General features: G+C 53.5%; 16 protein-coding genes. 11 read left to right on the top strand and 5 right to left on the bottom strand.

Annotated elements, in window-relative coordinates; all coding sequences use genetic code 11:
- Positions 1–8: 8 nt before the first annotated feature.
- Entirely contained in the window at positions 9–1,112 is a 1,104-nt protein-coding gene (locus F8R23_RS00215; RefSeq protein ID WP_151415125.1) for a YcbX family protein, read from the top strand.
- A gap of 6 nt (positions 1,113–1,118) precedes the next feature.
- On the opposite strand, the gene F8R23_RS00210 is transcribed toward F8R23_RS00215, so the two are convergent.
- Together F8R23_RS00210 and pyrD are read right to left on the bottom strand one after the other, a co-directional pair.
- Positions 1,119–1,667 (bottom strand): cell division protein ZapC, encoded by a 549-nt coding sequence (locus F8R23_RS00210; RefSeq protein ID WP_012006168.1) that lies wholly within the window; start codon positions 1,665–1,667, stop codon positions 1,119–1,121.
- A 175-nt stretch (positions 1,668–1,842) separates the two neighbouring features.
- Complete coding sequence (gene pyrD, locus F8R23_RS00205; RefSeq protein ID WP_129935036.1) at positions 1,843–2,853, bottom strand: quinone-dependent dihydroorotate dehydrogenase; 1,011 nt, start codon at positions 2,851–2,853, stop codon at positions 1,843–1,845.
- A gap of 259 nt (positions 2,854–3,112) precedes the next feature.
- On the opposite strand from pyrD, the gene ssuE reads away from it, so the two are divergent.
- From ssuE to ssuB, 5 genes are read left to right on the top strand one after another with little or no spacing between them, the layout of a single operon-like run.
- Positions 3,113–3,691 carry an NADPH-dependent FMN reductase gene (ssuE, locus tag F8R23_RS00200; protein ID WP_129935037.1) on the top strand — a complete coding sequence of 193 codons (579 nt, stop codon included), beginning with the start codon at positions 3,113–3,115 and terminating at the stop codon, positions 3,689–3,691.
- A 25-nt stretch (positions 3,692–3,716) separates the two neighbouring features.
- Positions 3,717–4,682, top strand: coding sequence for a sulfonate ABC transporter substrate-binding protein (locus F8R23_RS00195; RefSeq protein ID WP_129935038.1), 966 nt, complete (start codon positions 3,717–3,719; stop codon positions 4,680–4,682).
- 16 nt (positions 4,683–4,698) lie between these two features.
- The gene (gene ssuD / locus F8R23_RS00190; protein ID WP_151415124.1) at positions 4,699–5,847 is read left to right on the top strand and encodes an FMNH2-dependent alkanesulfonate monooxygenase; all 1,149 of its coding nucleotides are present in this window, start codon (positions 4,699–4,701) and stop codon (positions 5,845–5,847) included.
- 11 nt (positions 5,848–5,858) lie between these two features.
- Positions 5,859–6,653, top strand: coding sequence for an aliphatic sulfonate ABC transporter permease SsuC (gene ssuC, locus F8R23_RS00185; RefSeq protein ID WP_099061721.1), 795 nt, complete (start codon positions 5,859–5,861; stop codon positions 6,651–6,653).
- Entirely contained in the window at positions 6,650–7,426 is a 777-nt protein-coding gene (ssuB, locus tag F8R23_RS00180) for an aliphatic sulfonates ABC transporter ATP-binding protein (RefSeq protein ID WP_129938445.1), read from the top strand. The genes ssuC and ssuB overlap by 4 nt, the downstream gene beginning before the upstream one ends.
- Positions 7,427–7,457: 31 nt before the next feature.
- On the opposite strand, the gene pepN is transcribed toward ssuB, so the two are convergent.
- Entirely contained in the window at positions 7,458–10,073 is a 2,616-nt protein-coding gene (gene pepN, locus F8R23_RS00175) for an aminopeptidase N (RefSeq protein ID WP_099061723.1), read from the bottom strand.
- A gap of 446 nt (positions 10,074–10,519) precedes the next feature.
- On the opposite strand from pepN, the gene F8R23_RS00170 reads away from it, so the two are divergent.
- From F8R23_RS00170 to F8R23_RS00150, 5 genes are all read left to right on the top strand, one after another.
- On the top strand, positions 10,520–12,220 hold the full coding sequence (locus F8R23_RS00170) for a GGDEF domain-containing protein (protein ID WP_129935041.1): 1,701 nt from the start codon (positions 10,520–10,522) through the stop codon (positions 12,218–12,220).
- Between the two features lie 254 nt (positions 12,221–12,474).
- Positions 12,475–13,680, top strand: coding sequence for a nicotinate phosphoribosyltransferase (pncB, locus tag F8R23_RS00165; protein WP_129935042.1), 1,206 nt, complete (start codon positions 12,475–12,477; stop codon positions 13,678–13,680).
- Between the two features lie 224 nt (positions 13,681–13,904).
- Positions 13,905–15,305: an asparagine--tRNA ligase gene (asnS, locus tag F8R23_RS00160; protein WP_115182825.1), complete on the top strand. Its 1,401-nt coding sequence runs from the start codon at positions 13,905–13,907 to the stop codon at positions 15,303–15,305.
- A 303-nt stretch (positions 15,306–15,608) separates the two neighbouring features.
- Positions 15,609–16,718: a porin OmpC gene (ompC, locus tag F8R23_RS00155; protein WP_269814051.1), complete on the top strand. Its 1,110-nt coding sequence runs from the start codon at positions 15,609–15,611 to the stop codon at positions 16,716–16,718.
- Between the two features lie 244 nt (positions 16,719–16,962).
- On the top strand, positions 16,963–18,153 hold the full coding sequence (locus tag F8R23_RS00150) for an amino acid aminotransferase (protein WP_112350334.1): 1,191 nt from the start codon (positions 16,963–16,965) through the stop codon (positions 18,151–18,153).
- A 69-nt stretch (positions 18,154–18,222) separates the two neighbouring features.
- Here the strand turns inward: F8R23_RS00150 and F8R23_RS00145 are convergent, their stop codons facing one another.
- The gene (locus F8R23_RS00145; RefSeq protein ID WP_129935043.1) at positions 18,223–18,870 is read right to left on the bottom strand and encodes an MBL fold metallo-hydrolase; all 648 of its coding nucleotides are present in this window, start codon (positions 18,868–18,870) and stop codon (positions 18,223–18,225) included.
- A 66-nt stretch (positions 18,871–18,936) separates the two neighbouring features.
- The gene (gene mepK / locus F8R23_RS00140) at positions 18,937–19,485 is read right to left on the bottom strand and encodes a peptidoglycan L,D-endopeptidase MepK (RefSeq protein ID WP_112350332.1); all 549 of its coding nucleotides are present in this window, start codon (positions 19,483–19,485) and stop codon (positions 18,937–18,939) included.
- Positions 19,486–19,585: the final 100 nt, after the last annotated feature.

The raw sequence follows: 19,585 nt of genomic DNA, 5'->3' as shown, positions 1-19,585 counted from the left end.
AGATCAGGGTGATTACGCTTTCCAAACTTTACGTTCATCCGGTTAAATCGCTTCGGGGTTTGCAACTTTCTCATGCTCAGGTTTCCAGTAGCGGCCTGGCTTTCGATCGTACCTTTATGATCACCGAACCGGATGGCACCTTTATTACTGCTCGCCAATATCCCCAGATGGTGTTGTTCACCCCGGCACTGTTGGCAGACGGTTTGTTCCTGACCGCGCCGGACGGAGAAAGCGCCGCCATCCGCTTCAGCGATTTCGCCGCCGAAGCGCAACCGACCGAAGTTTGGGGCAACCATTTTACCGCCCTGATTGCACCGCAGGCGATTAATAGCTGGCTGAGCGGCTATTTCCAGCGTGAAGTACAATTGCGTTGGCTCGGTTCGGAACTGACCCGTCGCGTTAAAAAGCACCCGGAAATTCCCCTGTCTTTCGCCGACGGCTACCCTTACCTGCTGATTAACGAAGCCTCATTCAATGACTTACAGCAACGCTGCCCTGGCAGTATCAAGCTGGAACAATTCCGGCCTAATCTGGTGGTGACCGGTGCCAACGCCTGGGCCGAAGATGGCTGGCAGGTGATCCGTGTCGGTGACGTGATGTTTGACCTGGTAAAGCCCTGCAGCCGCTGCGTGCTGACCACCGTCAGCACCGAACGTGGACGCAAGCACCCGAGTGGCGAACCGCTGAGCACCCTGCAGAAATTCCGCACCGCCGATAACGGCGATATCGATTTTGGCCAGAATATGGTGGCACGTAACAGCGGGATTATCCGCGTTGGCGATGCAGTGGAAGTGTTATCCACCAAGCCACCACGCCCTTATAGCGCAGGTAAAGTGGTTGAGAGCGTGCAGGCGCCGCAGGACAGTACGCAAAGCGTGACCATCGACTACGCGGGAACGGTGTTTACCGGCAATAATCAGCAGATTTTGTTGGAGCAGTTGGAACAACAAGGGCTCCGTGTGCCTTATTCGTGCCGTGCGGGGATTTGCGGAAGCTGCCGCATAACCTTGGTCAGTGGCGAAGTGGCGCCGCTGAAGAAAAGTGCAGTGGCCAACAATGGCACCATCCTCTCCTGCAGCTGTATTCCAAAAAGCGATTTGACGCTGGCGTAACGAGCTTTACATCGCCCTGTCGTAAGCCGGGGCAGAGGCTTCATCTTGCGCACAGGGTTTAAGGCGATCGTGCATCACTTTGATCGCATCACCCAGCACCATGGTGCGGCCAGCCAGTGACAGCTGATTTTGCGCCAGCAGGCAAAGACTGGCGTTATCGCCAGCTTCTACCACCAACAAACGGGCTTCAATCCCGCTTTCCATCACCTTTACCGCCGCCAGTTCGCCGTTCTTCGGCTGCAACGGATAATGTTGCTGAGAGAAATGCCAGCTTTTCGGCATCAGCGGTTTCAGGAAGCGATAAGCCACCAGGGCATTTAATACCAGTTCAGCGCGTTGCTCATGGCTAAGTTTTATCTGCTTGCACTGCTCTTCATAATTAAAATAAAGCGCCGCGTCATCCACACAGAAAGAACACTCATCAAAGGCATCTGGGGTTAACATTTTGGCTGGGAAACGCGAGCGAAAGATCATCCCATTGGCTAAATCCAGCATTAGCCGATCGTGTTCAGCGTCAAAATACCAACGCCAATTATCGTCAGGTTTTATCTTCATCTCTTATCCTTCTCGCTGCCCATGCCACGCAATATTTACCCTAAAAGGTGATTTTATCACCACTAAAGTCGCTTAAACATCGGATAATTCCGCGAACGATATTTATGCTAGTGGACAAAATATAGACGAGCCGGGGGAAGAAATAAACCCCCGGCGGAAAATGAAAGGAAAAATATTAGATGTAGTTAACGATATCTTTAATCAGGCGCGGACCTTTGAAGATAAATCCGGAATAAATTTGTACCAATGAAGCCCCGGCCGCCATTTTTTCCCGCGCCGCCATCAGGGAATCAATTCCGCCGACGCCGATAATCGGCAAGCGCCCTTGCAACTCCAGCGACAGACGGCGGATCACTTCGGTGCTGCTTGCCTGCAGAGGACGACCACTCAGGCCCCCCGTTTGCTCACAATAATTCAGCCCCTGGATCAATTTACGATCCAGCGTGGTATTGGTCGCGATCACGCCATCTATATTATGACGAACCAAACTGTCGGCTATTTGGATCAATTCTTCTTCAGAAAGATCCGGCGCGATCTTTACTGCTACCGGCACATATTTGTGATGACGCTCATGTAATTCCTGCTGCCTATTTTTAATCGCAGCCAGAAGATCGTCCAACGCCTCACCATACTGTAAGGATCGTAATCCCGGAGTATTAGGTGACGAAATGTTAATCGCGATATAACCGGCATACGGATAAACTTTATCCATGCAGATCAGATAATCGTCTTTTCCTTGCTCAACCGGGGTATCTTTATTCTTGCCGATATTAATCCCCAGAATACCGCCGAAATGGGATTTCTTAACGTTTTCAACCAGATTATCCACGCCCAGGTTGTTAAAGCCCATGCGGTTGATCAGACCTTCGGCTTCCACAATACGGAACAGACGCGGTTTGTCATTGCCCGACTGCGGGCGCGGCGTCACGGTGCCCACTTCGACAGAGCCAAAACCCATGGCGCCAAACGCATCGATGCACTCGCCGTCTTTATCCAGACCGGCGGCCAAACCCAATGGGTTTTTAAAAGAGAGCCCCATGCAGCTTACCGGCTTGGTCGGCACAGACTGACGAATGAGAAATTCTAACGGGGTACCGCTGACACGGCGGAGCTGCTGAAAAGTCAATTCATGCGCACGCTCGGGATCGAGCTGGAACAACGCTTTTCTGATGAGGGGGTAGTACATGTACTCTCCTGATTTCCCGGTTGCAAACCGGGGGCGTATTATCCGGTATCCCCTGACCAATTGGAATTGATTAAAAGCAAAAAAAGCGTTTTTTACGCAATCGTTTCCCCCTGACTGGGCTCAAACCACCGCCAATCCGCATTTGCGCATATCAAAATCGAAAAATGAGATTTAAGTAACCCGCCTCTTTGCTGATAGGTTTAAAACACTTCTCGACCATTTTCTGATTAAACCTAACTTTTAGTTATAAGGAGTGGTAATGCGCGTTATATCACTGGCCGGCAGCCCTCGTATCCCATCACGCTCAGCGGCGCTGCTTTCCCTGAGTAAAAACTGGTTGCAGCAGCAAGGCGTGGAAGTGATTTCCTATACCTTGCATGACTTTGATGCCGAAGATTTGTTGTACGCCAATTTTAACAGCCCGGCGATCAAGGCCTTTACCGAACAACTGGCCCAGGCCGATGGCCTGCTGGTCTCTACGCCGGTGTATAAAGCCTCGTTTTCCGGCGCGCTGAAGACCCTGCTGGATCTGTTGCCCGAGCGGGCGCTGGATCATAAGGTGGTGTTACCGCTGGCCACCGGCGGCTCCATTGGTCATATGCTGGCGGTGGACTACGCCCTCAAGCCAGTCCTGGCAGCATTGAAAGCGCAAGAAGTCCTGCACGGCGTGTTTGCCGATGACAGCCAGGTGGTGCTGAACGGGGAAGCCATCACGCTGTCCGACAACCTGGCCGGCCGGCTGGAAGAAGCTTTGGAAAGCTTTTATCTGGCGCTAGGTCGCCGTAAACCGCCGAGAGTCACCACCAACCCGTCTCTGTTTGCCCGCCAAACCGCCTGACGGCACAGCCTATAAGGAGATAAGCATGAAACGACCTTCTTTACTAAGACGTTGGCTGGGCGCCAGCGCATTGGCGGGCATCATCTCGCTGGTGTGGATCAATACCGCCAGCGCACAGGATCCTGCGCAGTTTCGCATTGGCTACCAAAAAGGATCGATCAGTCTGGTCCTGGCAAAAACCCACCGGCTGCTTGAACAGCGTTTTCCCAATACCAAAATCAGCTGGATCGAATTCCCAGCAGGCCCACAAATGCTTGAAGCGCTGAACGTCGGCAGTATCGATCTGGGCAGTACCGGTGATATTCCGCCGATCTTCGCTCAGGCCGCCGGTGCGGACCTGCTGTATGTCGGTGTAGAACCCCCCAAACCCAAGGCGGAAGTGATCCTGGTGCCGGAAAACAGCCCGATCAAAACCGTCGCAGAGCTAAAAGGCCGCAAGGTTGCCTTCCAGAAAGGATCCAGCTCGCACAACCTGCTGCTGCGCTCGCTGCAAAAAGCGGGGCTGAAATTCACCGATATTCAACCGATCTATCTGACCCCGGCCGATGCCCGCGCCGCCTTCCAGCAGGGTAATGTCGATGCCTGGACTATTTGGGATCCCTACTATTCCGCGGCATTGTTGCAGGGCGGCGTGCGGGTGCTGGGTGACGGCACCGATCTGAACCAAACCGGCTCCTTCTATCTGGCGGTACGCCCTTATGCCGAGGCTAATGGGCCATTTATTCAACAGGTGCTCGATACCCTGACACAGGCCGATGCGTTAACCCTGAGCGACCGCGCGCAAAGCGTCACACTGCTGGCGAATGCCATGGGTTTGCCGGAGAAAGTGATCTCGACCTATCTGGATCATCGCCCGCCGACGGCCATTAAACCTTTAGACGCACACACCATTGCCGCTCAACAGGAAACTGCCGATCTGTTTTATGCCAATCGTCTGGTGCCTGTGAAGGTCGATATCTCACAACGCATCTGGCACCCGAGCGCACCCTAACTTTGGAGAACTGACGATGAGCCTGAACGTATTCTGGTTTTTACCCACCCACGGAGATGGCCACTATCTTGGCAGTACCGAAAGGGCCCGCAGCGTCGATTACGGCTATTTACAGCAAATCGCCCAGGCTGCCGATCGGCTGGGTTTCGGTGGTGTGTTGATCCCCACCGGTCGTTCATGTGAAGACTCCTGGCTGGTGGCCGCTTCGCTGATCCCGGTCACCCAACGGTTGAAATTCCTGGTAGCCCTGCGCCCCGGCATTATTTCACCCACGCTGGCGGCTCGCCAGGCGGCAACGCTGGATCGCCTTTCCAACGGCCGGGCACTGTTTAATCTGGTTACCGGCGGCGATCCTGATGAATTGGCGGCGGAAGGTCTGCACCTGAATCACGAAGAACGCTACGAGGCCTCGGCAGAATTCACCCATATCTGGCGCAAGGTGCTGGAAGGAGAAACCGTCGATTTTAATGGTAAACATATTCAGGTAAAGGGTGCAAAACTGCTGTACCCACCGGTGCAACAGCCACGCCCACCGCTGTATTTTGGCGGATCCTCCGCCGCCGCACAGGATCTGGCTGCCGAACAGGTTGAAATGTATCTCACCTGGGGCGAGCCACCGGCGCAGGTAAAAGAAAAAATTGCCGAGGTACGCGCCAAGGCCGCAGCCAAAGGTCGCCAGGTGCGTTTCGGCATTCGCCTGCACGTCATCGTGCGCGAAACCACCGAGGAAGCCTGGCGAGCTGCCGACCGGCTGATTGCCAATCTGGATGAAAAGACCATCGCCGATGCACAGAAGGCCTTTGCCCGCTTTGATTCCGTTGGGCAACGGCGGATGGCGGCGCTGCACGGCGGTAAGAAAGATAACCTGGAGATCAGCCCCAACCTGTGGGCCGGGGTGGGCCTGGTCCGTGGCGGTGCCGGTACCGCCCTGGTTGGCGATGGCCCAACAGTGGCAGCCCGCATGCAGGAATATGCCGACCTGGGCATCGACACCTTTATTTTGTCCGGCTACCCGCATCTTGAAGAAGCCTATCGCGTTGGCGAGCTGTTGTTCCCCCATCTTGACCTGGTGGAAAACGAAGCGCCGGTTCAGCGGCGACCGGTCAAAGCACAGGGCGAAGTGGTGGCCAATATTTATATTCCGCAACAAGCGTCGCAAAGCTGAGGAGTCGCACTATGGCAAAGGGGACACAACGGATCCTGCACCGGTTAGCGCCCTGGGCATTGCCGGTGGCACTGGTGATTATCTGGCAGATTTCTGTGGAGGCCGGCTGGCTGTCGAACCGTATTCTGCCGGCACCGAGCGCGGTGGTGACCGCCTTCTGGACACTAACCAAAAGCGGCGAGCTGTGGCAACACCTGACGATCAGCAGTTGGCGCGCGCTGATCGGTTTTAGCATCGGTGGCAGCATTGGGCTGGCGTTGGGCTTTATCACCGGCCTGTCACGCTGGGGTGAACGTCTGCTGGACAGTTCCATGCAAATGATCCGCAACGTGCCGCATTTGGCGCTGATCCCACTGGTGATCCTGTGGTTTGGCATTGACGAATCCGCCAAGATTTTTCTGGTGGCGTTGGGCACCTTGTTCCCTATCTATCTGAATACCTATCACGGCATCAAGAATATCGATCCCGACCTGCTTGAAATGGCGCGCAGCTACGGACTCAGTGGTTTCCAGTTATTTGCCCAGGTGGTGTTGCCGGGCGCCCTCCCCTCGATCATGGTCGGCGTACGCTTTGCGTTAGGCTTTATGTGGCTAACGCTGATCGTGGCCGAAACCATTTCTGCCAATTCGGGGATCGGTTATCTGGCGATGAATGCCCGTGAATTCTTGCAGACCGACGTGGTGGTGGTGGCGATTGTGCTTTACGCACTGCTCGGCAAGCTGGCGGACGTCAGCGCCCGGTTGCTGGAGCGAGTCTGGCTGCGCTGGCATCCGGCCTATCAACTGAAACAAGGAGAAGCGCTATGACGGTTCCCGCACGCATTCCCCAGGGTACCCCGGTCACGCTGGAGTCGATTGCCAAGCGATACGGTAACCGCACGGTACTCGACAATATCCAGTTACGCATCAGCGCCGGGCAGTTTGTCGCCGTGGTCGGTCGCAGTGGCTGCGGCAAAAGCACCTTGCTGCGTCTGATGGCCGGGCTGGAACATGCCAGCAGCGGCGCGTTATTAAGCGGAAATGCACCTCTCTCCAGTGCCAGAGACGATACTCGCCTGATGTTTCAGGATGCACGCCTGCTGCCGTGGAAGAAGGTGATCGACAATGTCGGCCTCGGTCTGCGCGGTCATTGGCGCGCCGATGCCTTGCAAGCGCTGGAAGCCGTCGGGCTGGCCGATCGCGCCAATGAGTGGCCTGCGGCGTTGTCCGGCGGGCAAAAACAACGGGTGGCGCTGGCACGCGCACTGATCCACCGGCCACGCTTACTGCTGCTGGATGAACCCCTGGGGGCGCTTGATGCATTAACGCGGATTGAAATGCAGGGGCTTATCGAAGGGCTGTGGCAACAGCATGGTTTTACCGTACTGCTGGTGACCCACGATGTCAGTGAGGCTATTGCGCTGGCGGATCGGGTGATCCTGATTGAGGAAGGCCGTATCGGATTGGACCTGACCATTGACTTGCCACGCCCACGCCGGAAGGGATCAACCAAACTGGCGGAACTGGAAGCCGAGGTGCTGGACAGGGTACTGTCTCCGCCCCCGCCGCTGGCTGAAGCCTCACGCCGGGTAGCGAATTAAACAAGGGACGGCATGCCGTCCCTTTTTAGGTTTACGCGTCGAGCGCTTTGGTGATCTTCTCGAACAGGTCACCGGACAGATTCTCCAGCCCTTTCAACTGTTCCAGCGCTTTACGCATCAACGCCTGACGCGAAGCATCATAACGTTTCAGGCGGATCAGCGGCTCGATCAGACGAGCAGCAATTTGTGGGTTGCGCTGGTTCAGATCGCTGAGGATCTCCGCCAGGAACTGATAACCACTGCCGTCTGCTGCGTGGAACGCTGCGGGGTTAGCGGAAGCGAAACCACCGATCAACGAACGTGTGCGGTTGGGATTACTCAGGCTGAATGAGCGATGTTTCAGCAAGCTACGCACCTTGGTCAACACGTCTGCCGCCGGGCTGGTCGCCTGCAGCACGAACCATTTGTCCATCACCAGGCCATCCTGGTGCCAACGCTCATCGAAGGCCGTCAGCAGCGCGTCGCGACAAGGCAACTGTGCCGCTACCGCAGCTGCCAGCGCCGCCAGAGAATCGGTCATATTGTCTGCCTGACGGAACTGCTCGGTCACCAAGCGATCGGCCAGCGCTTCGTCGCCGAAGGCCAGATAGCCAAGGCACACATTGCGCAGCGAACGTTTGGCGATATCCGCGTGTTCCACCCGGTAACCGTCGGTTTTGTTGGCGTTATAAACCGCCAGCCACTCGTCGGCCATTTCCTTCGCCAGGCAGCGGACGATAGCTTCGTGCACCGCGGCGATGGCTTCGGGATCGATGGTAGCGAACAGCTCGGCAATTTCGCCTTCTGAAGGCAACGTCAGGATCTGCGCGGCCAATGCCGGATCCAGCGTCTCGTCCAACAGCACCGCGCGGAACGCATCGGCAACGTGTAGCGGCAGCGACAACGGCTGTTTCTGCTGATGTTTGGCCACGTTCAGTTTGATATAGGTGGCCAGCAAACTCTGGGCCGCATCCCAACGGGCAAATTCATTGCGCGCATGCTGCATCAGGAAAGTCAGTTGCTGATCGCTGTACGGATAGTCCAGCTTCACTGGCGCAGAAAATTCACGCAACAGGGACGGTACTGGCTTGTGCGCTACGCCGTCGAACACGAAAGTCTGCTCCGCTTCGGTGACATTCAGCACGTTATTGACCGCAGAACCGTTCTTCTGCAGCGCAATCACATTACCTTGTGCGTCGTACAGTTCGATATCCAGCGGAATATGCAGTGGCAGCTTCTCGGGTTGATCGGCGGTCGGCTCGGTTTTCTGGCTGACGTGCAGGCGATACTGCTGGTGCTCGGCGTCGTATTCGTCGCGAACGGTGAGTAACGGCGTACCGGACTGGCTGTACCAGCGGCGGAACAATGACAAATCGACGTTGGAAGCATCCTCCATCGCCTGAACGAAATCGTCGCAGGTAGCCGCGCTACCGTCATGACGTTCGAAATACAGCTGAATACCTTTCTGGAACAGTTCTTCACCCAGCAGCGTGTGCATCATGCGGATCACTTCAGACCCTTTCTCATACACCGTCAGGGTGTAGAAGTTGTTCATTTCGATCACTTTGTCCGGGCGAATGGCGTGTGCCATCGGGCTGGCATCTTCGGCGAACTGTGCGCCGCGCATAACGCGCACGTTATCGATGCGGTTAACCGGGCGTGAACCCAAATCTGAACTGAACTCCTGATCGCGGAATACCGTCAGCCCTTCTTTCAGGCTGAGCTGGAACCAGTCGCGGCAGGTCACGCGGTTACCGGTCCAGTTGTGGAAATATTCGTGGCCAATCACCGCTTCGATGTTCAGGTAATCCTTGTCGGTGGCGGTTTCGGCTTTTGCCAGCACGTATTTGGAGTTAAAAATATTTAACCCTTTATTCTCCATCGCTCCCATGTTGAAGAAGTCGACCGCCACGATCATATAAATATCGAGATCGTATTCCAGCCCAAAACGGGTTTCGTCCCATTTCATCGAATTCTTCAGCGAGGTCATCGCCCAATCTGCGCGATCCAGGTTACCGCGGTCAACGAACAGCTCCAGCGCTACGTCACGGCCGGAACGGGTGGTGAAACTGTCGCGCAACACATCGAAGTCACCGGCCACCAGCGCAAACAGGTAGCAAGGTTTTGGGAACGGATCTTGCCACTGTACCCAATGACGCCCGTCTTCCAGCTCGCCCTGGCCTACACGGTTACCGTTCGACAACAGAAACGGGTAACGCGCCTTGTCAGCCACGATGCGAGTGGTAAAGCGGGCCAGCACGTCCGGGCGATCCAGATAATAGGTAATGTGGCGGAAGCCTTCGGCCTCACACTGGGTGCACAGCGCTTCGCCAGACAGGTATAGCCCTTCCAACGCGGTATTTTTCGCCGGGTGGATATCGTTAACCAGGGTCATGGTAAATTGTGCCGGCAGTTTCTCGATAACCAGTTTGTTATCCTGCAATTGATAGGCCGTCCACGGCTGACCGTCGATCTCAATACTTACCAGCGTCAGGTCTTCACCGTTCAGCACCAATGCCGCGTCGGCAGCGCCCTGGCGTTTGATCTTGCTGACGGCGGTGACGCGAGTTGTCTCTGCGTCCAGCTCAAAATCCAGGTCAATGTCAGTGATGGTGTAATCTGGCGCGCGATAATCGTGGCGATATTTCGCCTGTGGCTGTTGTGTCATAAAAACCCTTTGACGTCTCAGTGAGTTACAGGTGCCAGGCTTTCATCATGGGCTTATTTCGCCGTGGGGAAAGAGCAGAAAGTTCGATGAGCCTGATTGTAAATAAACTGTATCACAGCTACAAAAAAAACCCAGAGATGCCGGGCCTCCAGAGCGGAGAAATCGGAGGTGGATCCTAATATTGTCGACGAATTGCCCACACAGTCAGGCTCCTTCACCTGATGCAGCGTAGAAATCAGCATTTAATGCTAAAAAATACCTTTCGTAGGACGCCTTTTACCAGGCTTCATACCTGGATAAAAAGTGCGTTCTTCTCAGAGCCTGCGGGCTGTTAGCTGCTGTTCAGCAACGTTTTTGGGCCGCCAGGCCTCACCGGGTATTGTTAAGACAGTCTGGGAGGCGCAATGATATAATTAACCATTCTGGTTCAAGGACTCGCGGCGCATATGAAAGTAAAATATCTGATCTATTTTTTTACCTTTGCCCTGATGTCCTCATTCGCCTTGTTCATTTCCGATGAGTTGCTTGAGGCCAATACTGACTATCGAGACAACCAGCTTAACCTGTACAAAATTACCCGCGCCAAAGAGATTTCCGAAGCTTTTCAAGCCACCTTATTGGCCCACCGCTTAAAGCGCCTGAGCCTGATAGACTCGAAAATTACCCCACAGCAGTGGCAGGACGCCGATCGACTGGCCCGGGAGAAAATTGCCCGCTTTCGACCGCATATAGAAAGTGAAATATCGCAACGGCTGGGCATTCGACAAAAAATCGCGGCGCTTTCCATGCTCAGTCTGATGGAGCAATTACTCAATAACGACAACCTGCAGCTTTCGCATGTTACCGACGCCAATGCCAATCTGTTTAATATCAATAGCGCCTACTATATTTCTCAGGCCAGCAAAAGTTATTACCGCTATAGCTACGATAATCGTATGGTCGATGCCGATTCGTTTTTGTTTCTGGAAGCCGTGCGGTTAAATAACCGACTGAATATGTCCGTTACTGAACTGATCGATCAAGTTATCGACGTCAATACCAACCCACTGGAGCGTAAAGCTGCCTACCTGAAAGCCGTTCAGCTCACCGGGGTATTGAGCGCGCTGAACACCCGGCTGATATTTATCAAGCTGACCTACAATGATGTGCAAACCACCTTTCTGGTGAATGAGATCCTTGAGCAATTGTCGACCAGGCAGATCAGCCGTATTACTAGCGGGCTGTATACCGCCGTGGATACCCATACCGCCTACCCGATCGATTCAATTTATCAATATGGTAGAAACCTCAGTGAACTGTCACAGCGGCTTTTTCAGCGTAGTTTTGAGATGGAGGTCGCCGCCTCTCAACATAAAATCTATAACAGCCAGACGGCCATTTACGGCATGATTTCCCTGGGTGGCCTGATCACGCTGTTTATTTTTCTGCCAACGCTGGTTTATTGTTCAAATATCAGCCGCTGGCTGACGAAAACCCATAATAATATTTTGCGACTGTCGCGCGGGAATATGAACATCGATCGCAATGAGGTGTTCTACAGTCAGGAGTTAATGGCCATCAGCGATGCGATTAAGCAGCTCAAACAGTATCAGATGGAAAAGGTGACGCTGGAAAATGAAAAACATCTGCTGATCAAAGAGCTGGAAGCTTCCTCATTTCTTGACCCTTTAACCAACATCTATAACCGCCGCAAATTTTTCCGCGAGTGCGAATCGCTGGCCGCCAGTCACTATCCGCTGGCCTTCTGCCTGATTGATATAGATAATTTTAAGAACCTCAATGACACCTACGGCCACCACATCGGTGACCTTGTATTGGTAGCATTCGGTAAACTGCTGCAGAGCACCTTCCGTTCCAGTGATATTTTCTGTCGCTATGGCGGTGAAGAGTTCGCCGTTATCCTCGGCAACTGCACGCTGCAAAATGCACGCGAAGTGATGTCCAAGCTACGCGAACGAACTCACCAATTAACCCTGACCGTAGCCGATGGGCAAAACGTGCGTTTCACCACCAGCTGCGGCATTGCCCAGGTGAGTGACATCCAGCTGTTGCCAACGGCAATCAAACAGGCGGATGAAGCGCTCTATTTCTGCAAGAATAACGGCAAGGACCGGATCGGCATTCACACGCCGCTCGGTTTTATCTGAATTGCTGTTTAAAATAATTAACATTATAATTTTTATGACTAATTAACCTAAGTCATTCACCTTACAGGCTTATCTGGCTTTTCTGCCGCTCCCCTGATGCCAAGCCGAGATAAAGGCACGTTTAATCCTCGACCCGCTCCGATGAATTGTGGTGTGATGCAGCTTCAATAACAGGATAATCCGGGTATACTCCCCCCACTTTTTTTGATTATCCGGATTTGGACACGCGCCTGACGAGGATGCAGTAACGCGCTATGACTCAATACGCCTCCCCGATTTTGACATCACTGCTTGATACTGATGCCTACAAGCTTCATATGCAGCAAGCAGTGTTTCATCGCTATCCCGCTATCAGCGTGGCGGCGGAATTCCGCTGCCGTGGTGACGAGCTGCTTGGTGAATATGCCGACGAGATTGGTGCGCAAATCGCACTGATGAGCCAGTTAGCGCTGACAGACGCTGAGTTCCAATATCTCTCAGGACTGCCCTTCTTCCGTGAAGATTATCTGAACTGGCTGCGCGGTTTCCGCTACGACCCGAAACAGGTTCAAATCGAAAACCGCGCGGGCAAACTGCATATCCGTATTGCCGGCCCATGGCGCGAAGTGATCATGTGGGAAGTCCCTCTGCTGGCGGTAATTAGCGAAGTGGTACACCGTCACCGCTCGCCGGATGTCACACCAGACATGGCGGTAGCCCACCTGCGCAACAAGCTCACACAGTTTAAAGCTATGAGTGCCGACGTGGATATTTCGCGCTTTAAGCTGATGGACTTCGGCACCCGTCGTCGTTTTTCGCAGGATGTGCAGCAAACGATCGTTAGCACACTGAAAAACGAATTCCCGTATCTGGTGGGCACCAGCAATTACGATCTGGCGCATCAGCTTGGCCTTGCGCCGGTCGGCACCCAGGCCCATGAATGGTTCCAGGCACATCAGCAGATCAGCCCGGTGCTGGCCAATAGCCAGCGGGCGGCGTTACAGGCCTGGTTGGATGAATATCCGGATCAGCTCGGCATCGCCCTGACCGACTGCATCACCATGGATGCCTTTCTGCGTGATTTTGGCCCGCAGTTTGCCCAGCGCTATCAGGGCCTGCGCCACGATTCGGGCGATCCGTTCGAATGGGGCGAGAAAGCCATCGCACATTACCAGAAGCTGGGTATCGATCCGATGAGCAAAACGCTGGTGTTCTCCGATAATCTGGATCTGGACAAAGCGCTGGCGCTTTACCGTCACTTCTACCAACGCGTTAACCTGGTGTTCGGCATAGGTACGCGTCTGACCTGTGATATTCCTGGTGTCAAACCGCTGAACATCGTTATCAAGCTGGTCGAATGCAAAGGCAAACCGGTGGCTAAACTCTCCGACAGCCCAGGCAAAACCATCTGCCAGGATCAGGCCTTTGTCAAAGCGTTGCGCAAAGCCTTCGATCTGCCGTTGGTGAAAAAAGCGAGCTAAGCCCCCGCCTTGCGAACGCCAAAAAGCCGGCTGAAATCTTCACGCCGGCTTTTTTCTTCTTTATAAGACACTTCCCGCAGCCCCCTTTTCACTCTGCCCAAGAAATGTTGCACCAATCCGGCGATTTCTGCTTGTGCTCTGCACCGCGGCAAGTAACATAGCAACATCCCCATATTCTTGGGTTGTAAGCTATTTCTAAACCAAATTTATAAAGAGAGAAATCTATGAGCGTTGTGCCTGTAGTCGACGTACTGCAAGGCCGTGCTGCGGTTGACAGTGAAGTCACCGTGCGCGGTTGGGTGCGTACCCGGAGAGATTCTAAAGCTGGTATCTCCTTCCTGGCCGTCTATGACGGTTCCTGCTTTGATCCGTTACAGGCCGTCGTTAATAATTCTCTGCCGAATTATCAGGATGAAGTGCTGCATCTGACCACGGGCTGTTCCATTGAAGTCACCGGCATTGTGGTGGCATCTCCGGGCGAAGGTCAGAGTTTCGAACTGCAAGCAACCGCAATTAAAGTGGTTGGCTGGGTTGACGATCCGGACACCTACCCGATGGCGGCCAAACGTCACAGCATCGAATACCTGCGCGAAGTGGCTCACCTGCGCCCACGCACCAATCTGATCGGTGCCGTTGCCCGCGTACGTCATACGCTGGCACAGGCCATTCACCGTTTCTACCACGAAAACGGCTTCTTCTGGGTTTCCACCCCGCTGATCACCGCTTCCGATACCGAAGGCGCCGGTGAAATGTTCCGCGTTTCAACTCTGGATCTGGAAAATCTGCCGCGTACCGATAAAGGTGCGGTCGATTTCAGCCAGGACTTTTTCGGCAAAGAAGCCTTCCTGACCGTTTCCGGCCAGTTGAACGGCGAGACCTATGCCTGTGCGCTGTCGAAAATTTACACATTCGGCCCCACTTTCCGCGCCGAGAACTCCAACACCAGCCGCCACCTGGCGGAGTTTTGGATGATCGAACCGGAAGTGGCGTTTGCCGATCTCGAAGACATCGCCGAGTTGGCCGAAAAAATGCTGAAGTATGTATTCCAGGCCGTGTTGAACGAGCGTATGGATGACATGCAGTTCTTCGCCGAGCGCGTAGACAAGGATGCCATCGATCGCCTGCAGCGTTTTGTGACTTCTGATTTTGCTCAGGTTGATTACACCGAAGCAGTGGAAATCCTGATCGCCTCAGGTCAGACTTTCGAAAACCCGGTTTCCTGGGGTATCGACCTGTCTTCCGAACATGAGCGTTATTTGGCGGAGAAACACTTCAAAGCCCCGGTAGTAGTGAAAAACTACCCGAAAGACATTAAAGCTTTCTATATGCGTATGAACGATGACGGTAAAACCGTTGCCGCAATGGACGTTCTGGCTCCAGGCATTGGTGAAATCATCGGCGGTGCTCAACGTGAAGAACGTCTGGACGTACTGGATCAGCGTCTGGAAGCCATGGGTCTGAATAAAGAAGACTACTGGTGGTATCGCGACCTGCGTCGTTACGGCACCGTGCCTCATGCCGGTTTCGGTTTGGGCTTTGAGCGTTTAATCGCCTATGTCACCGGCGTGCAAAACGTGCGTGATGTCATTCCGTTCCCGCGGACTCCACGTAATGCAACCTTTTAATTAATCAGATAATACATTTTCTAATTAATTTAGTTACAAAACCAAGGCCAGCTTTGCTGGCCTTTCGCATTTTTTAATATTGACGCGCGTCACAAAGTTCCCTGAATATTACTTTTTGTTACAAATGCTTTCATTCTGATACCTCATTGCGACATTAGTAGCATTTTCGTTCTAGATTAACCCGGCTGTGAATGGAACACTGCGTGCAGACACAGGACGACACCAATCTATCAACAATAGTTCCAAAAGAATTATTGGCGGCAGTGGCAAAGGTGTCCGAATAACACCAATGAGGGTAATATAATGATGAAGCGCAACATTCTTGCAGTGGTAATCCCGGCTCTGTTAGCAGCTGGTGCAGCAAACGCTGCTGAAATCTACAACAAAGACGGCAACAAACTGGATCTGTACGGTAAAGTTGACGGTCTGCACTACTTCTCAGACGACAAAGGTAATGATGGCGATCAGACCTATGTTCGTTTCGGCTTCAAAGGTGAAACCCAGATTACTGACCAACTGACCGGTTACGGCCAGTGGGAATACAACGTTCAGGCTAACCACGCTGAATCTCAAGGCACCGAAGGCACCAAGACTCGTCTGGGCTTCGCGGGTCTGAAATTTGCTGACTACGGTTCATTCGACTACGGCCGTAACTACGGCGTACTGTACGACGTGGAAGGCTGGACAGATATGCTGCCAGAGTTCGGTGGCGATACTTACACCTACACCGACAACTTCATGACTGGCCGTACCAACGGCGTTGCTACTTACCGTAACAACAACTTCTTCGGTCTGGTTGACGGTCTGAACTTCGCTGTTCAGTACCAGGGTAAGAACGAAAACGACGGCCGTGCTCTGAAGAAACAAAACGGCGACGGTTGGGGCCTGTCTTCTACTTATGACATCGGCGAAGGCATTAGCTTCGGTGCTGCATACGCATCATCTGATCGTACTGATGCGCAGACCACCGACTCTACCGCTAAAGGCGACAAGGCCGATGCGTGGACCGTGGGTGCTAAATACGACGCGAACAACGTCTACCTGGCAACCATGTACTCAGAAACCCGTAACATGACTCCATACGGCGAATCTGACTTCACCATCGCTGACAAAACTCAGAACTTCGAAGTGACTGCACAGTACCAGTTCGACTTCGGTCTGCGTCCAGAAGTTTCTTACCTGCAGTCTAAAGGTAAAAACCTGTCTAGCCGTACCGCAAACGGCTCTAGCTTCGGTGGCGGCGATGCCGACCTGGTTAAATATGTTTCTGTTGGTACCACTTACTACTTCAACAAAAACATGTCTACCTATGTTGATTACAAAATCAACCTGCTGGACGAGAACGAATTCACCAAAGCTAACGCCATCGCTACCGACGATATCGTAGCTGTTGGCCTGGTTTACCAGTTCTAAGTTGTCACACTTAACGACGGTTCACCGTCGGACAAGTTAAAAAACAGGGCTTCGGCCCTGTTTTTGTTTTTGCATTCTCCTGAATTTTTATCCTGCCAATCCCCCCTTCTCCCTCATTTTTTATGCTGAATATGCGTCCTTCACAAGATCGAGGTGTTTTTCTCGCAAACGGTTGGCAAAGGGCATAACTGGCGCTACCCTGATGCTTCTGTCTGCTTAACTCCGAGCCATGGAAGCACCTGACATGTTTGAAAAAATCACTGCTGCACCTGCCGATCCGATCCTGGGTCTGACCGACATTTTCCGCGCTGACGCTCGCCCTAACAAAATCAACCTGGGGATTGGCGTTTATAAAGATGAAACCGGTAAAACTCCGGTGCTGACCAGCGTTAAAAAAGCTGAGCAGTATCTGCTGGAAAATGAGACCACCAAAAACTATCTCGGCATTGAAGGTATTCCGGCGTTCGCCAACTGCACGCAAGAGCTGCTGTTCGGCAAACAAAGCCCAATTATTGCCGACAAGCGTGCGCGCACCGCACAAACTCCTGGTGGCACCGGCGCTCTGCGTGTAGCAGCTGACTTCATCGCCAACCAGACCAGCGCAAAACGCATCTGGATCAGCAACCCAAGCTGGCCGAACCACAACAACGTGTTCGGGGCTGTCGGTCTGGAAGTGCTGGAATATGACTACTACGACGCAGCCAATCATGCGCTGGACTTCGATGGCCTGCTGAACAGCCTGAAACGGGCTCAGGCAGGCGATGTAGTACTGTTCCACGGTTGCTGCCATAACCCAACCGGTATCGACCCAACGGCTGAGCAATGGGCCCAGTTGGCCGAGCTGTCTGTGGCTAACGGCTGGTTGCCGCTGTTTGACTTCGCTTACCAGGGTTTCGCGAAAGGACTGGAAGAAGATGCTCAGGGCCTGCGTATTTTTGCCGCCAAACACCAGGAACTGATCGTTGCCAGCTCTTACTCGAAGAACTTCGGTCTATACAACGAACGTGTAGGTGCCTGTACTGTGGTTGCCGCAGATGCAGAGACCGCCGATCGTGCCTTCAGCCAGGTGAAAGCCGCCATTCGCGCCAACTACTCCAACCCACCGTCACACGGCGCTGCCATTGTAGCGACCATCCTGGGTGACGACGCACTACGTGCGCTATGGGAGCAGGAACTGACCGACATGCGTCAACGCATTCACCGCATGCGTCAGCTGTTCGTGAATACCCTGCAGGAGAAAGGTGCTGAGCAGGACTTTAGCTTCATCATCAATCAGAACGGCATGTTCTCGTTCAGCGGGCTGACCAAAGAACAGGTGCTGCGCCTGCGTGAAGAGTTTGGCGTCTATGCCGTTAACTCCGGCCGCGTTAACGTTGCCGGCATGACGCCGGACAATATGGCGCCGTTGTGCGAAGCCATCGTCGCCGTGCTGTAAAACCAGCACGCGACACATAGCAAAAGGGGCGCTCAATGCGCCCCTTAGTTATTTCTGCCGGAAATAACCTTACCAGATGGCCGGCTCTTCACGCAGGAACGGGTTGGTTTCACGTTCCTGACCGAAGGTAGACATCGGCCCATGGCCTGGAATGAACGCCATGTCATCACCCTGCGGTAATAACTTGGTATGGATCGAGTTGATTAACGCCTGATGATCACCTTGTGGGAAATCACTGCGTCCAACACCGCCGTTAAATAGCACGTCACCCACCAGCGCCAATCTCGCCTGTTCGTTAATAAAGACGATATGACCAGGAGTATGGCCCGGGCAATGCAGCACCTTGAGCGTCATATCGCCCACCTGCACGCTGTCCCCTTCTTCCAACCATTGGGTCGGCGTCAGTGGAGCACACTCTTCCAGTCCAAACATCCGGCTCTGCGCAGGCAGGCCGTCCAGCCAGAAAGCGTCTTTTTTATCCGGGCCGTAAATCGGCACCTGATAATGCTCTGCCAGCTCAGCCGCGGCACCAACGTGATCGAGATGCCCATGAGTCAACAGGATCTGCGTCACCGTTACGCCCTGGCTGGCTATTTCGGCCTTCAGTTTTTCTGGCTCGCCACCGGGATCGACCAACGCCGCCTGTTGGGTGCTCTCACACCAGATCAGGCTGCAGTTCTGACTGAAAGCGGTAACGGGAATAATATGGTATTTCATAAGGCTCCAACGACAACAGCGTCATACCCTGATGGGCTGGCGCTACTCACTTATGGTGCACAGCGATTACCAGGTCCGCACCGGGCCGGTATCGATGTGTACAAAGTTGCTACGTGGGTAATATCCTACACCACCGGCGCTCATTTTTAACGCCGCTTTGCGGATATTACTCAACTGGATGCCTTCAATATGGAAGTCCATCGCCTGGCCCTTGGTGTGGTAGCTGTGCTTAGCCACACCGCGGCTGCGCCCACGCAGCTCATTGTTGGTATCCAGCGAGCGGTAGCCTGAAACCAACTGTACCGGCTTGTTGGTACCCAACAGGCCTTGCAAGCGATAGAGATGATCGAACAGACGAGGATCGATCGACTTGACCTTATTGGCACGATAATCACGGAAGAGATGATTAAGACGGACTAACTCGTCTTTATTATATCCCTTACCGTCGAAGAATTCGGCTTTAAGCGATTCGCCCGTATGCATGTTATTTACAACCAGAATACGGGGGCGTGAAGTAGAAAGACTGGCAAAGGCTTGCCCAGGGAGCAGCGCTATGCCCACAGCGGCGCTACCTAACGCCAGCCATTTACGGCGATGATGATCAATTTTGTCCATGTTTCTGTTAAACCCGGCAAGAATATCAAAATATATGCACAAAACAGCGCACTGCCCGAACCATAACCGCCCACACTGGCTGAGTCAACCCGTGATGTCC

Source organism: Serratia proteamaculans, assembly GCF_008830365.1.
GTDB classification, from domain to species: domain Bacteria; phylum Pseudomonadota; class Gammaproteobacteria; order Enterobacterales; family Enterobacteriaceae; genus Serratia; species Serratia proteamaculans.
Note: the sequence above shows the minus strand (reverse complement) of the source record. Positions and strands in the feature narration are given on the sequence as shown.

Excerpts from the sequence above, each read along its gene's own strand:
- pncB (WP_129935042.1), top strand. The coding sequence starts at position 12,475 with ATGACTCAATACGCCTCCCCGATTTTGACATCACTGCTTGATACTGAT.
- F8R23_RS00170 (WP_129935041.1), top strand. The coding sequence starts at position 10,520 with ATGAAAGTAAAATATCTGATCTATTTTTTTACCTTTGCCCTGATGTCC.
- mepK (WP_112350332.1), bottom strand. The coding sequence starts at position 19,485 with ATGGACAAAATTGATCATCATCGCCGTAAATGGCTGGCGTTAGGTAGC.
- F8R23_RS00210 (WP_012006168.1), bottom strand. The coding sequence starts at position 1,667 with ATGAAGATAAAACCTGACGATAATTGGCGTTGGTATTTTGACGCTGAA.
- ssuC (WP_099061721.1), top strand. The coding sequence starts at position 5,859 with ATGGCAAAGGGGACACAACGGATCCTGCACCGGTTAGCGCCCTGGGCA.
- ssuE (WP_129935037.1), top strand. The coding sequence starts at position 3,113 with ATGCGCGTTATATCACTGGCCGGCAGCCCTCGTATCCCATCACGCTCA.
- F8R23_RS00195 (WP_129935038.1), top strand. The coding sequence starts at position 3,717 with ATGAAACGACCTTCTTTACTAAGACGTTGGCTGGGCGCCAGCGCATTG.
- ompC (WP_269814051.1), top strand. The coding sequence starts at position 15,609 with ATGATGAAGCGCAACATTCTTGCAGTGGTAATCCCGGCTCTGTTAGCA.
- F8R23_RS00150 (WP_112350334.1), top strand. The coding sequence starts at position 16,963 with ATGTTTGAAAAAATCACTGCTGCACCTGCCGATCCGATCCTGGGTCTG.
- pyrD (WP_129935036.1), bottom strand. The coding sequence starts at position 2,853 with ATGTACTACCCCCTCATCAGAAAAGCGTTGTTCCAGCTCGATCCCGAG.
- F8R23_RS00145 (WP_129935043.1), bottom strand. The coding sequence starts at position 18,870 with ATGAAATACCATATTATTCCCGTTACCGCTTTCAGTCAGAACTGCAGC.
- pepN (WP_099061723.1), bottom strand. The coding sequence starts at position 10,073 with ATGACACAACAGCCACAGGCGAAATATCGCCACGATTATCGCGCGCCA.
- asnS (WP_115182825.1), top strand. The coding sequence starts at position 13,905 with ATGAGCGTTGTGCCTGTAGTCGACGTACTGCAAGGCCGTGCTGCGGTT.
- ssuD (WP_151415124.1), top strand. The coding sequence starts at position 4,699 with ATGAGCCTGAACGTATTCTGGTTTTTACCCACCCACGGAGATGGCCAC.
- ssuB (WP_129938445.1), top strand. The coding sequence starts at position 6,650 with ATGACGGTTCCCGCACGCATTCCCCAGGGTACCCCGGTCACGCTGGAG.